This window comes from Ruegeria sp. BE9, assembly GCF_056538765.1.
This window is the reverse complement of the sequence record NZ_JBQFTS010000001.1, coordinates 336,017-349,221: the sequence shown is the minus strand read 5'-3', so window position 1 is coordinate 349,221 and position 13,205 is coordinate 336,017. Positions and strand designations below refer to the sequence as shown.

Annotated in this window: 11 protein-coding genes; 3 read left to right on the top strand and 8 right to left on the bottom strand. The window is 55.5% G+C overall.

Translation table 11 applies throughout. The features are described from left to right. Nucleotides 1-15: 15 nt before the first annotated feature. Both ACR0EO_RS01655 and ACR0EO_RS01650 read right to left on the bottom strand, forming a co-directional pair. Nucleotides 16-399 carry a bleomycin resistance protein gene (locus ACR0EO_RS01655; RefSeq protein ID WP_480686665.1) on the bottom strand — a complete coding sequence of 128 codons (384 nt, stop codon included), beginning with the start codon at nt 397-399 and terminating at the stop codon, nt 16-18. A 45-nt stretch (nt 400-444) separates the two neighbouring features. Then, the gene (locus ACR0EO_RS01650; RefSeq protein WP_480686663.1) at nt 445-1,290 is read right to left on the bottom strand and encodes a HalD/BesD family halogenase; all 846 of its coding nucleotides are present in this window, start codon (nt 1,288-1,290) and stop codon (nt 445-447) included. Between the two features lie 422 nt (nt 1,291-1,712). Here ACR0EO_RS01650 and ACR0EO_RS01645 point away from each other — a divergent pair, with 422 nt between their 5' ends. The 3 genes from ACR0EO_RS01645 (at nt 1,713) to ACR0EO_RS01635 (ending at nt 5,145) form a co-directional block, all read left to right on the top strand. Next, nucleotides 1,713-3,464: an acetolactate synthase 3 large subunit gene (locus tag ACR0EO_RS01645; RefSeq protein ID WP_480686661.1), complete on the top strand. Its 1,752-nt coding sequence runs from the start codon at nt 1,713-1,715 to the stop codon at nt 3,462-3,464. Between the two features lie 67 nt (nt 3,465-3,531). Then, nucleotides 3,532-4,092: an acetolactate synthase small subunit gene (gene ilvN / locus ACR0EO_RS01640; protein WP_480686660.1), complete on the top strand. Its 561-nt coding sequence runs from the start codon at nt 3,532-3,534 to the stop codon at nt 4,090-4,092. A 300-nt stretch (nt 4,093-4,392) separates the two neighbouring features. Beyond that, a complete protein-coding gene (locus ACR0EO_RS01635) occupies nt 4,393-5,145 on the top strand; it encodes a helix-turn-helix domain-containing protein (RefSeq protein WP_480686658.1) in 753 nt (250 codons plus the stop codon). A gap of 14 nt (nt 5,146-5,159) precedes the next feature. Here the strand turns inward: ACR0EO_RS01635 and ACR0EO_RS01630 are convergent, their stop codons facing one another. The 6 genes from ACR0EO_RS01630 to ACR0EO_RS01605 all read right to left on the bottom strand — a co-directional run bounded on the left by ACR0EO_RS01630 (nt 5,160) and on the right by ACR0EO_RS01605 (nt 13,175). Further along, nucleotides 5,160-5,924, bottom strand: a complete 765-nt coding sequence (locus tag ACR0EO_RS01630) for a DUF2189 domain-containing protein (protein WP_480686657.1) — start codon at nt 5,922-5,924, stop codon at nt 5,160-5,162. Nucleotides 5,925-5,950: 26 nt separating this feature from the next. After that, nucleotides 5,951-7,351 carry an amidase gene (locus ACR0EO_RS01625; protein ID WP_480686656.1) on the bottom strand — a complete coding sequence of 467 codons (1,401 nt, stop codon included), beginning with the start codon at nt 7,349-7,351 and terminating at the stop codon, nt 5,951-5,953. 95 nt (nt 7,352-7,446) lie between these two features. Continuing rightward, on the bottom strand, nt 7,447-8,130 hold the full coding sequence (locus tag ACR0EO_RS01620) for a M50 family metallopeptidase (RefSeq protein ID WP_480686655.1): 684 nt from the start codon (nt 8,128-8,130) through the stop codon (nt 7,447-7,449). Nucleotides 8,131-8,154: 24 nt separating this feature from the next. Then, nucleotides 8,155-9,282 carry a peptide chain release factor 2 gene (prfB, locus tag ACR0EO_RS01615; protein ID WP_480686653.1) on the bottom strand — a complete coding sequence of 376 codons (1,128 nt, stop codon included), beginning with the start codon at nt 9,280-9,282 and terminating at the stop codon, nt 8,155-8,157. A 90-nt stretch (nt 9,283-9,372) separates the two neighbouring features. Further along, on the bottom strand, nt 9,373-11,859 hold the full coding sequence (locus tag ACR0EO_RS01610) for a penicillin-binding protein 1A (protein WP_480686651.1): 2,487 nt from the start codon (nt 11,857-11,859) through the stop codon (nt 9,373-9,375). Between the two features lie 95 nt (nt 11,860-11,954). Continuing rightward, entirely contained in the window at nt 11,955-13,175 is a 1,221-nt protein-coding gene (locus ACR0EO_RS01605; RefSeq protein WP_480686650.1) for an N-acetylmuramoyl-L-alanine amidase, read from the bottom strand. Nucleotides 13,176-13,205 lie beyond the last annotated feature (30 nt).

The window sequence follows — 13,205 nt, the reverse complement described above, 5'->3', positions numbered from 1 at the left end:
TAAGTGCAGCATAAACTACTCTCTAGGCCGAATGTCTTCCCCGAAGAAAATCAAAGTGCCATCTTCGTCGATTACGTGGAACTCTCGCTGCTGATACGGCTGATCGAAAGGCGCACGCACGCGGCCTTCTGGCAAGGTAGCCAATCCGGGTCTCAGGGTTTCGTACAGTTTGTCGATTTCTTCGACATCCACATAGAACGACTGGTTTTCTCCCAACGGGCGGCCATCTTCGCGTGGTGGGCATTCCAACAACCGAATGGCCACCGGACCTAAGGATAAGAAAGCGTAATTGTCCTGCCTGAAGCCGCAGGCAAAGCCCAAACAGTCACGATAGAAATCTATTTGCTTCTGCAAATAAGAGCAAAGAACAAACGGCGTTAGCTGTAAAATACGAGGCACCTTGCCCTCCGAGCCGATAGGTTTACCGCTTCAGCGTAACACAGCTCAGTCCAGCAGATGGTCCTTTCTCAACCCTGCCCGCTCATAATGATGCGGTAAGACGCGCCCATAGAGTTGTTGCGTGCGCTCTACGCCGCCACACATTCCTTCCACCTCGACAAAAGAGAAGATCCCGACATATCTGCTCCGTGCCCCCTTTACTGGCGCGACACGATGAAGGGCGTACCGGCCTTTGAATAGCTGCAAGTCACCGGGCTGCAATTCCAGTTCACGCACTTTCGACCTGTTTCCATCAAGGATTGCGGCCACCTCCTTGAAGTTCTCGTCCTCTGCTGTTCTCAGGTTAGGCACGTATTCAAACGCACCGCCGGCCTCTCCGTTCTGAATTGCCAAGGTGACGGTGTAGTTGTTCGTGTCAAAATGCCATGGGAACCCCTGCCCTTCTTCCACCACGTTGATGATCACGTCGGCCAACGGGTCATCGTAGCGAAAGAACCGGCCGTCGGGTTCGTTCAGGGCGTCACGTATGAACGGCATAAAGCCTTCGAACTCATAGATGCGCCGAAGCGGTCCGGACTCAGAGAAGTTGTCTGCGGGAACAAACGCGTTCGACCGATCGTAGAAACGGCGAGCCGGGTGCCCAATTCCCAACTTTGGATTGTCCTTAGTGAAATAGGCATTTGTTCTGTTGAAAGAGCGATGCGCAAAAGGCGCGACTTTGTCAGCCTCCTTTACCAGAGCTTCAAGTCCCGACGTGTGGACAAACCCGGGTAAAACTGCGCATCCATCCAGATCCAAGTCCCGCCTTAAATCCGCAATCATCTGATCATAGGCACGCGAGTCTGGGCGATCGATAGGATACCGCCCCAAATCAACTAAATCCGTTAACATAATCCGCCTCCCTTATACCTGCTTTTGGATTCAGCGTGGCGCAGGCGAAGGGGGTTCTCATGTCAGTTTAAGACATTGCGCTGACGCAATCTGACAAGTGCAATTGCAGATTCTCCCACTCAAAATGAGCCCAAATTGACGGAAATTCCGCACCTGCGGCAATCTGCGCAATAAAATGTCGCAAAATCCACTGCCCAGGTTACAAAATTGGTGCATTTGCCTGTTGACGCTCCGTCGCCCCACCAATAATGTCCCCCCCAAGCTAAAAGGAGCCTCTGGCGATGAGAACGCTAGTCGTAATCGTAGGAAACATGCGCATGGGCCGGTAACGGTAAACCATAATTGAACCCATGCGCCTCCGAAAACCTCGGGGGCTTTTTTTTGGCAAACGCAAGACACATGTCGCGAACGGAGCAAAGCAGATGACACGTGAGATGACCGGCGCAAAGATGGTAGTTCAAGCCCTCAAAGATCAGGGCGTGGACACAGTATTCGGATACCCCGGTGGCGCCGTCCTACCGATCTATGATGAGATCTTTCTGCAAAACGACATCCGTCACATTCTGGTGCGGCATGAACAGGGCGCGATCCATGCTGCCGAAGGTTATGCACGGTCTACCGGCAAGCCGGGCGTTGCACTGGTAACTTCGGGCCCCGGCGCGACCAATGCCGTAACCGGATTGACGGATGCGCTGCTGGACTCGATCCCGATCGTGGTTCTGACTGGTCAGGTTCCAACATTCATGATCGGCTCGGACGCCTTTCAAGAAGCGGACACAGTTGGCATCACCCGCCCCTGCACCAAGCATAACTGGCTGGTTAAGGATACAGACTCGCTGGCTGAAACGCTGCACGAGGCCTTCCATGTCGCAACTTCGGGCCGCCCCGGTCCGGTGCTTATCGACATCCCAAAGGACGTACAGTTTGCGTCAGGTGACTACCAAGCGCCCAAGCCGTCGACTTCGCACTACCAGCCCGTACTGAAAGGTGATCTGGAAGAGATCACCGAATTGGTTGCAGCCATCGAGACGGCCAAAAAACCTGTCTTCTATACCGGCGGCGGCGTTATCAACTCTGGTCCCGCGGCCAGCCAATTGCTGCGTGAACTGGTCGACTCGACCGGTTTCCCGATCACTTCTACCCTGATGGGTCTTGGCGCGTATCCGGCGTCGGGTGACAATTGGCTGGGCATGCTCGGTATGCACGGCTTGTACGAAGCGAACTTGGCGATGCACGACTGCGACCTGATGATCAACATCGGTGCACGTTTTGACGACCGGATAACCGGCCGGATTGATGCGTTCTCGCCGAACTCGAAAAAGGCGCATATCGACATCGATCCTTCGTCGATCAACAAGGTGATCCGCGTGGATATACCAATTGTTGGCGATGTCGCGCACGTGCTTGAGGATATCCTCAAGGTTTGGAAGGCGCGTGGTCGGAAAACCGACGCTGCTGCCGTTGCCAAATGGCAGGAACAGATCAGTGACTGGCGCAAGGTTAACTGTCTCGCCTACACTAACTGCGAGAAGACCATCAAACCGCAATATGCGCTGCAACGTCTTGAAGAACTGACCAAAAAGCATGACCGCTACATCACGACTGAGGTCGGTCAACATCAGATGTGGGCCGCGCAGTACCTTGGTTTCGAGGACCCTAACCGCTGGATGACGTCGGGTGGCCTGGGCACAATGGGCTATGGCACTCCGGCTTCGATCGGCGTGCAGATGGCGCATCCCGAAGCGCTGGTCATCAACGTGGCTGGTGAGGCCTCGTGGCTGATGAACATGCAGGAAATGGGCACTGCGGTTCAGTATCGCCTGCCCGTCAAACAGTTCATCCTGAACAACGAACGTTTGGGCATGGTTCGCCAATGGCAGGAACTGCTGCATGGCGAGCGGTACTCGCATTCGTGGTCAGAAGCCCTGCCCGACTTCGTCAAGCTTGCCGAAGCATTCGGCGCCAAAGGGATTCTGTGCTCTGACCCCGCCGATCTGGACGAGGCGATCATGGAAATGATCAACTACGACGGTCCGGTGATCTTTGACTGTCTGGTTGAAAAGCACGAAAACTGCTTCCCCATGATCCCGTCGGGCAAGGCGCATAACGAAATGCTGCTGGGCGAAGCCGAGACGCAGGGCGTGATCGACTCCAAAGGCTCGGTTCTGGTTTAACAACATTCGACGAATTTTGTCGGGCGCCGCAGCGCCCGGCCATCTCAGGATGATGAAAGGGACATAAATGTCTGCCCTACATATCAAAAAAGGCTCCAGCCGTCATTCGGCCTACAACCTACGCCCCACCTTCTCGGACGTGCAGGAACGTCACACGATCGCTGTTCTGGTCGAAAACGAACCCGGCGTTCTAGCCCGCGTAATCGGCCTATTCTCAGGCCGCGGGTACAACATCGAAAGCCTAACCGTGGCTGAGGTCGATCACACTGGTCACCTCAGCCGCATCACTATCGTCACCACCGGAACCCCGCAGGTGATTGAACAGATCAAAGCGCAATTGGGCCGTATTGTTCCGGTTCACGACGTACATGACTTGACCGTCGAAGGTCCTTCGGTCGAGCGTGAACTGGCGATTATCAAAGTCGTTGGCGAAGGTGACAAACGCGTCGAAGCGCTGCGGCTCGCGGATATCTTCCGCGCCAACGTTGTTGACAGCACTCTGAACTCTTTCATCTTCGAGATCACCGGAGCGCCAGACAAAATCGACGCCTTTGCCGATCTGATGCGCCCATTGGGACTTATCGAGATTGCTCGCACAGGTGTTGCCGCCCTCTTGCGCGGCGAATAAGAACACCCCCGCCCTGTCGCAAGAACGATAAGGGCGGGGAAATCCGATCCACTTTGGATGGATCACGTACTGAAATTGCTTGCAGCAACCGCTATCAAGGCAAATCAGTCCAAAAAGATCATGCAAAAAAGAAAATAAACCCTATTGCGTTTGCCGCGTCGGACATTAGCCTCAAGGGGTGATGAGGCGTTGGGATGCGCCCATCGGTGTCAGCAGTACGATTGCTTTAATCCGCGTTCGACCGAAAGGTCGGTTGCGTTGCGGTATTAGAAAAACAAGTGGTAAGAACCTGGGGCAACAATGAACAAAGAGATCCGCAACCCGGCCGAGCTGCGCAAGATGTTCGGCGCAAATCTCAGACGTCTTGCCCAACAGTACTCGTCGGTCTCAGAACTCTGCCGGCAGCTTGGGATCAACCGGACACAATTCAATCGATACCTCGGCGGAGAGAGCTTTCCGCGCCCAGACGTGCTGGACCGCATTTGCCGGTTCTTTGAAGTGGACGCTCGAATTCTGTTACGCCCTCTGGATGAGATCGAACGCGTTCCGGCCCACCCGGCAGCTTCCGCGCTGAGCGACTTTCTCGGCTCAGGGCCAAGCACTTTGACAGAAAGCCTTTTCCCGGCGGGTTTCTATTATGCTTCGGAAACTGAACTCGACGAAACGACGCCTTCACGCCATCGCCTCTTTCACGCGAGGCGCTTGCCTCAATGCACTTTGGTGCGCGGTTACGAACCCCGCCCTGTGATGCCGAACCTGCCGCCCCCTGCCCGCGAAGTACAGGGGATTGCGGCTTGTGCTGGTCGCCAGATTTACATCTTGATGTCCTGCCGGTCGTCGCAGAACAGCCGAATTTATCTGGTGACGCGCGGAACAGAAGAATACGCGGATCGCTGGCGTGGCGTCGCCATTTGCTTGTCAAAAACTACGGCCAGCGCGACCACGATGCGGCGAGTGCTGCTGAGACACTTGGGTAGTGACACGAGTACCGTCATGGCCGCAGCGCGCACCGCCCGCAGTTCAGAACAAGCAACACCGCAACTGGTAAGGTGACGCTGCCTTTTTCGTCAGGCCTGAGTAATCAGGCGGTATAAGTGCCAGCTGGCGTGCCCCAAAAGCGGTAGGACGATGAGCAGCCCCAAAAACCATGGGATCATCGCCAGAAAAGTCAAAACAGCGATAAAAATACCCCAACCCAACATAACCTTGGGATTGGCCCTGACATAGCCAAAGCTGGCGATCATCGCCGTCACGAAGTCCAGCTCGCGATCCAACAGCATCGGGATGGACAGCACAGTGATCATGTACAACACAGTCGCGAACACTGCCCCCACGGCCGACCCGACAAGCAACATCGTCAGACCGTTTGTCGTCAAATACACCTCAAGAGAGGATGAAACGTTAGTCATCGTTGATAGCCCCATGAAAAGGGCGAAAATCATGTGCCCCAGAAAGAACCAGAATAGAAACATCACAACGATAATTGCGCAGATTGAAGGTAACTGTCGGCGGCTTTGCTGAACAACAACACCGAAGATCGCACTAAAATCCAAGGGCTCGCCCTGCTCTAACCTATGAGAGACTTCGTAGAGACCAACGGCAGCAAACGGTCCAAGCAGGGGAAAACCGATTGCTGCAAGGACCAACCAATATGACGTGCCCGTCTCAACCGTCACCCAGGCCATGGCCCAGCCGGCCAGGACATAGAAGCTGGCGAACAACAGGCCAAACACCGGGGCGCGCCGAAAATCGCCCCATGCCCGCCTCAAGGCCAGCCGCAGCATTTCGACATCCACGGGCCCCATCTTGGGAACGCCAAATTGCTTATCCATGAACTCTCTCTCCTCCCTTTCCAGCCCTAGTGGCGGGCCGGTCTTTTTTGTGGCCACTGCGTAGCGGCATGATAGGCAGCTCCGATCCCTAGAATCCTTGCATCAGACCCGCGCGGACCGAAAAGCTGCATCCCCATCGGTAAGCCTTCGACACCGAAACCCACAGGGACCGACAAACACGGCAGGCCGGTCAAACTGACCGGAACAACAACCTGCATCCATCGGTGATAAGTATCCATTCTTTTCCCATTAATTTCAGTGGGGTACGGATTTTCCACCGAAAATGGCCAGACCTGAGCCGAAGGTAGAACGAGGGCGTCGTAGTCCTCGAACAGCTTAACTGCCCGACGAAACCACTCAGAACGTGCGACGCTTGCACGATGCACCTGCATCGCGGTCATGGCCAAACCCCGATCCAGCTCCCATAACGCGGTGTCTTTCAAAGACGATCTGTGCTGCGTGAGCGGTGCAAGGCTCGCGGCAACGCTCCACGACCGCAACGTTGCCCAGCTGTCCCACATTCTCTCAGCCTCAAACGGAGCGGCAACGGGCTCCACCTCGGCTCCCAGATCGGTAAAGACTGACAATGCGCTTTGACAAAGTTCTTGAATCCCGTCTTCGTAAGGAAACGCACCGCCCCAATCATCCAGCCAGCCAATCCGCATTCCCTTCAAGTCCAACGTCTGAAGCGGCGAGACCGGAGTGCTTGGCACTTCATGGGGTTGCAGTGGTTCAGGTCCGGAAATTACATCCAGCAAAAGACCCAAATCCTGTGGATCACGCGCCATGGGGCCAAGAGTGGAAAGCTGGTGCAAGAACCCATCCCCCTCGGGATGGGAAGGCACCCGCCCCCAACTGGGGCGAAATCCATAGACATTGTTCCAAGCAGCTGGATTGCGCAGGCTTCCCATCATGTCCGACCCGTCAGCCAGGGCGACCATACCAGTCGCCAGCGCGACAGCCGCGCCGCCAGACGAACCACCACAGGTGCGCGCATCGTTGTATGGATTGCGCGTCGCCCCATAGACCGGATTAAAAGTATGAGACCCCAATCCAAATTCCGGTACGTTGGTCTTGCCGATTAGAATTGCTCCAGCTGCCCTCATCCTCGCAGCAATCAGATCGTCATTTTGCGGTACAAAATCCCGAAAGATAGGTGATCCCTGTGAGGAAACAACGCCGGCTACATTCACCAAATCCTTCACTGCAATTGGTAATCCGTGCAGCGGGCCGCGGTTAGGTCCTGCATCCATTGCCCTTGCTTCGGCTAGTAAGTCATCTGGCTCTCGCATTGAAACGATTGCGTTTGCCGCGCCGTTTACATCGGCAATCCGATCCAATGTCCGCTGCATCAGTTCGGCCGCTGACAACCGCCCTGCAGCCATCGCATTCAGCAGTTCGATCGCAGTTACTTTGCTCAGATCCATCCCTAGCTCGCTCCTCTTCGAGGATCAGCCTAGCCGGGGCACATGCCTATTTAAACCCACTGTTTGAATACATCTTTTGGCGAAAGCTGTTGTGATCAACGGGTCTCTTGGCCAAATCGCAAGTTGCTGTCGTCGCCAAGGAAAAACTTTAGGCACAGGAAGATCGAAATGAGGCTGAGAACAAGCCACAACGCGCCCCACAGCATAGCGGTGCCGCCGAATTCCTCAGCCAGCATAAACGCGTCTGAGCGTATGCCCGAGCGTCGGATCGTGTCGTCAAAAATATCGTAAGGAACATAGATCATGCTGGTCAGTGCGATGACCCGCAGGACCAGATCACATAGTGGTCGGCTCAGATACCAACCCATTGCAACCATCCCGGCACCCACGACGCCGCAGAAGAGCATCGCGAATGGCTCTCGAACATAAAGCAGCGTTACCAACAGCATGACGCCGCCGAAACCTCCAAGCTCGGCCCGATCCCAATGCGTGCGCAGCGCTACAGCCAGCAATCCCATACCAAGCGCTAATGATCCGAGATAGCCCGCCGACAAGCTCAGGAAGCGACTGCCACCTCGTGCAGTTACAAGTCCACTCTGTCGTGGAGAGATAGTGAAGCTTTCCACCGATCCGCCTGTAACAACAACTGCGATCGCGTGTGATAGCTCATGCAGGAAAACAACCAGTATCTTTAGCGGAAGAACAACCGAAGTATTCCAAAGCGCAAACACCAGCGCGACGATTAAGATCAATTGCCAGTGGCCCTTGATCACGCTCATCAATTGTATCCTGAAGGATTGAAGTTAACCTTCACCCTGCGCCTCAGAACGGCTTTTTCCTGCGACGTTCAATGCCAGCGTGGCCGCCATGAACCCATCCAGATCACCGTCCAGCACCCCTTTGGTGTCCGAAGTTTCAAAGTTCGTCCGCAGGTCCTTAACCATCTGATAGGGCTGCAAGACGTAAGACCGGATCTGGTTACCCCAGCCCGCATCACCCTTGGCTTCGTGGGCTGCGTTGATATCTGCGTTACGGCGATCCAGTTCTTGCTGGTAAAGGCGCGATTTCAGGGCCTTCATCGCAATGTCGCGGTTTTGGTGCTGCGACTTCTCGGATGACGTCACCACGATCCCTGTCGGAATGTGCGTAATCCGAACCGCCGAGTCCGTGGTGTTGACGTGCTGTCCACCGGCGCCCGAGGACCGATAAGTGTCGATGCGGATATCCGACGGGTTCACTTCGATCTCGATATTGTCGTCAACCACCGGATAAACCCAGACTGAGCTGAACGACGTGTGCCGTTTGGCCGCCGAGTCATACGGAGAGATGCGGACCAGTCGGTGTACGCCGCTTTCCGATTTCAGCCAGCCATAAGCGTTGTGGCCCGAAATCTTGTAGGCGGCAGATTTGATACCTGCTTCTTCACCCGCTGTTTCAGACTGAAGCTCGACAGTATAACCCTTTTTCTCAGCCCAGCGTACATACATCCGCGCCAGCATCGATGCCCAGTCGCAGCTCTCTGTTCCACCAGCACCCGAGTTGATCTCAAGGAAGGTGTCATTGCCATCCGCCTCGCCATCCAGCAGCGCCTCAAGTTCTTTCTTGGCGGCTTTGCTTTTCAGCTTCTTGATGGCGTCTTCGGCGTCGGTGACAACCTCTTCGTCCTCTTCCATCTCGCCCAATTCGATCAGCTCGATATTGTCGCTCAGATCGGTTTTGATGGATTCATAAGTTTCGATGGCATCAACCAGCATCTGACGCTCACGCATCAGTTTCTGCGCGTTTTCCGGGTTGTCCCACAGGTTGGGATCCTCGACACGCGCATTGAATTCCTCAAGACGATGAGGAGCGGTTTCATAGTCCATGCGCTGCGCCAGCAGCTCCAGCGACTTTTCGATTTCCGCCACGGTATTCTGGGTTTCGGCGCGCATGGTCTTGTCCCAACTTGCTCAATCAGGCCTGCGTGATAGCAAGAGGTTCAGGGCACCACAAGACAGCGGAGCCCTGAAACCCATCAGTTGTTAGTAAAGGCCGCCACCCTGCAGGTCACCTTGGCTAGCATTGGGGCCGACGGTAATGGTGTTGCCGGTGGACGTGGTGACCTGACGACCCGAGCTGGCCTCTTCAAACAGCGGCAGGTCGGAACCCATTGCAAAGCCACCATCATAGACCCGATCGATGAAGCCATCGACACCGTCGCGGAAATACTCTGCCACCACATAGTCGCCCGTTGCATCTGCAGGCAGACGCGCGCCGCTGAAACGGTCGATCTTGATAAAGTGTCCACCCTCAGGCACTTCGAATGGGCCACCACCGTATTTCGCAACAGCTGTTTCCATAAAGCTTTGGAAAACCGGTCCGCACATGGTTCCACCATAGGCACCCCGGCCCATTGGGCGGGGACGGTCATAACCGATATAACAGCCTGCGACGATGTTCGAAGTAAAACCAATGAACCACGCATCCTTGGATTCGTTGGTTGTACCCGTCTTGCCTGCAGTCGGAACCGGAAGGTTGACATATGACGACGCAGTGCCGCGATCCACAACACCCTTCATCATTGACGTCAGCTGATACGCTGTAATGGCATCCATAACTTGGCTGCGGTTAGTTTCGATAGTCGGCGATTCATCGGGCTCCAACCAGGTGGAGTTACAATCCAGGCACTGGCGGTCATCGTGGCGATAGATCGTCTTGCCGAAACGGTCTTGAATACGGTCAACCAGAGTGGGTTCTACCCGCTCGCCACCATTGGCAAACATCGCGTAGGCGGCGACCATCTTGTAGAGCGTGGTTTCCTCGGACCCCAGCGAGTTCGCAAGGAATGCTCCCATCCGGTCATAGACGCCAAACCGTTCGGCATAGCCAGCTACAACAGGCATTGTGACCTCTTGCGCCAAACGAATGGTCATCAGGTTCCGCGATTGTTCGATACCTGTACGCAGAGGCGTCGGACCGTAGAATTTGTTCGACGAGTTCTTAGGCCGCCACAGACCCTGCGGTGTGTCCACTTCGATCGGAGCATCAACGACAATAGTGGCCGGGCTGTAACCACTGTCCAGGGCCGCAGCGTAGACAAAGGGCTTAAAGCTTGAACCGGGCTGGCGCTGCGCCTGCGTGGCGCGGTTAAACACCGAGTCCTGATACGAGAAGCCACCCTGCATCGCTAGAACTCGGCCCGAGTTCACGTCCATCGCGACAAAGCCGCCTTGCACTTCGGGCACCTGGCGAGCGGACCACTGGCCCTCTTCCGCTGCCATCACCAGAATGACGTCACCGCGTTTAAAGTTGGCCGCGAAATCGCCCTGCATCCACTTGATGTCTGAGCGCGGAACGACTCCATCCGATGGGCCATCCTCGATACCGACTGTCAGGGATTGATCGCCCACGTTAAGCACGACCGCCGGGAACCATTGTGTTGGCAACACTACGTCACGGGGAATTTCCATGATTGCCAGCGCCTCACGCCACTGAGCTTCATCGGACAGTTTTTCCTCGGGGATAACTTCGCCAGTGCCACGCCATTTTCCGCGCGATCGGTCGTATTTCTGCAGTGCTGTCCGCAAGGCTTCGGCCGCTTCGACCTGCATTTCCTCGTCCACCGAGGCACGCACAGTAAAGCCGCCAGTAAAGAACTCCCCTTCCCCAAAATCTTCGCTCAGCTGACGGCGGATTTCGTCGGTGAAGTAATCACGCGGTGGCAACGCAGTGCGGAAGCTCTCGAAATCACCATTCTGAACCGAACGCAGGGGCTGCTCGACCTCGGCCTGGTAAGTGGCCTGATCGATATAACCGTTCTGCTGCATTTCGCGCAGAACATAGTTGCGGCGCGCCAAGAGCCGGTCTTTTTGTCGGACAGGATGGTAATCTGAGGGCGCTTTCGGCATAGCGGCCAAAGTCGCGGCCTCATGCGGGGCAAGCTCTTGTAGCGTCTTGTTGAAATAAGTTTGCGCTGCAGCAGTCACACCATAAGAGTTCTGACCCAGAAAGATCTCGTTCATATAAAGCTCGAGGATCTGTTCCTTGTCCAACGTATCCTCAAGCCGTGTGGCGAGGATGATCTCTTTGATCTTGCGTTCGGCCCGGCGGTCACCAGACAGCAAAAAGTTCTTCATCACCTGCTGAGTAATGGTCGATGCACCGCGGACGTTTTCGCCCTTGGATTTCACCGCCTCAACCCCGGCGGCGATGATACCGCGCGGATCATAACCCTGGTGGGTATAGAAATTCTTGTCTTCGGCAGAGATAAACGCCTGCTTTACCAGATCGGGAATATCTTCGGACGGTGTGAACAGGCGGCGTTCCTGCGCAAACTCGTCGATCAACTGACCTTCGCCCGAGTAAATCCGACTGATCGTCGGTGGCTTGTACTGCGCCAGCGACTCATGGCTGGGCAGGTCGCGCCCATACATCCAGAAGACCGCGCCAATCACCAGCGCAGCCATAAAAATACCCAATGTGACGAGGCTGAAGATCGCCCCGAAAAACGAAAGAATAAAACGGATCACGTTACTGCCTTTTACTCGCGGTGCAGCCTATATAGGGATGACCCGGCGCAGGGTCAAAACACGATGGCCAATAATAGCCGTTTTGCGCCGCAAGGTCACTGACCAATCAGGGACCGCTTAACCAAATCGTCTTGGCGCCATTGCTCTAAACCATTCAAAATCCCTAGCGCCATACCCTTGCGCCATTCCGGGTTTTGTATGTTTTTCAGATCCCTAGGACTAGAAAGAAACCCAAGTTCGACCAAAACCGATGGAATGTCGGCAGCCTTTAGCACAGAAAAAGACGCCGTTCGGATTGGGCGGCTGTTCATCGGACCACCCTGCTGAGTCATCCCAGCGGCCAAAGCACGCGCCAACGCATCAGTGCGCGGTTTGGTTTCCTGCCGGGCAATATCGAGCAAAACGTCAGCCACTTGATCGTCAGCGCCGCTCAGGTCCACGCCTGAAATAAGGTCGCCACGGTCGTGCCGCTCGGCCAGTTTGTGGCTGGCCACATCCGAGGCATCGTCAGACAGCGTATAAACGGTCGCTCCGTGCGCACGGCCCTCTGCCAGAATATCCGCATGTATCGAGATAAAGACGTCCGCCTCTGCCCGGTGTGCCAACGCAATGCGGCGTTCAAGGCTGACGAACTGATCGTCGACCCGCGTCATGACAACTTGATATCCACCTGCGCGCAACAGTGCCTCTCGCAGTTCGCGCGCGAAAGTCAGCATCAGAGTTTTTTCGTCTGTACCTCCGGCTTCGGCCCCCGGATCGATCCCGCCGTGACCGGGATCCAGCATAACCAATAAAGGCCGCCCACCATTCGCCCCTGGAGTAGCGGGAGTAACTGCAGGCTCGGGCAAATCCCACCCCGGCTGACTTGGCGCACCCGCACTGGCTGCAAAGCTGTCGAAATCTGTACCTCGCAGGCTGAGAGCCAATTTCGCCGTTCCAGAGGCTTCGTCCACCCTCAGATCAGCCACGTCTACAGCCAACGGCGCCCCAAGTTCGAGCACCATTCGGGACCAGCCCGGAACATAAGCTCCAAATTGTACTCCACTGATACGATCGGTTTGCAGGAAGGTTTCACTATTCAGACCAGTCCAATCGACCTCCTGAAAGTCCAGAACCATGCGATAAGGGTCGCGAAGGGTAAAAACCCGGTACGGCACGCCTTGGCTCAGGCCGAGTTCGACACGCACACCGGCACGCCCGTCATCAGCGATGCGGCTTTCATCCGGCAACACACGTGCTAAGGCGCTAAAATCATGCGCAAAAGCAGCGCTGGTCAGCGCCCAAAACAGCGCGATGGCGAAGATAATCCTGCTCATGGCCTCAAGTTTTTCTGAGATCGTTTGATA

What these genes read in the sequence shown, in the direction of transcription:
- ACR0EO_RS01650 (WP_480686663.1), bottom strand. Translation starts at nt 1,290, where the DNA reads ATGTTAACGGATTTAGTTGATTTGGGGCGGTATCCTATCGATCGCCCA.
- ACR0EO_RS01645 (WP_480686661.1), top strand. Translation starts at nt 1,713, where the DNA reads ATGACACGTGAGATGACCGGCGCAAAGATGGTAGTTCAAGCCCTCAAA.
- ilvN (WP_480686660.1), top strand. Translation starts at nt 3,532, where the DNA reads ATGTCTGCCCTACATATCAAAAAAGGCTCCAGCCGTCATTCGGCCTAC.
- ACR0EO_RS01635 (WP_480686658.1), top strand. Translation starts at nt 4,393, where the DNA reads ATGAACAAAGAGATCCGCAACCCGGCCGAGCTGCGCAAGATGTTCGGC.
- ACR0EO_RS01630 (WP_480686657.1), bottom strand. Translation starts at nt 5,924, where the DNA reads ATGGATAAGCAATTTGGCGTTCCCAAGATGGGGCCCGTGGATGTCGAA.
- ACR0EO_RS01625 (WP_480686656.1), bottom strand. Translation starts at nt 7,351, where the DNA reads ATGGATCTGAGCAAAGTAACTGCGATCGAACTGCTGAATGCGATGGCT.
- ACR0EO_RS01620 (WP_480686655.1), bottom strand. Translation starts at nt 8,130, where the DNA reads ATGAGCGTGATCAAGGGCCACTGGCAATTGATCTTAATCGTCGCGCTG.
- prfB (WP_480686653.1), bottom strand. Translation starts at nt 9,282, where the DNA reads ATGCGCGCCGAAACCCAGAATACCGTGGCGGAAATCGAAAAGTCGCTG.
- ACR0EO_RS01605 (WP_480686650.1), bottom strand. Translation starts at nt 13,175, where the DNA reads ATGAGCAGGATTATCTTCGCCATCGCGCTGTTTTGGGCGCTGACCAGC.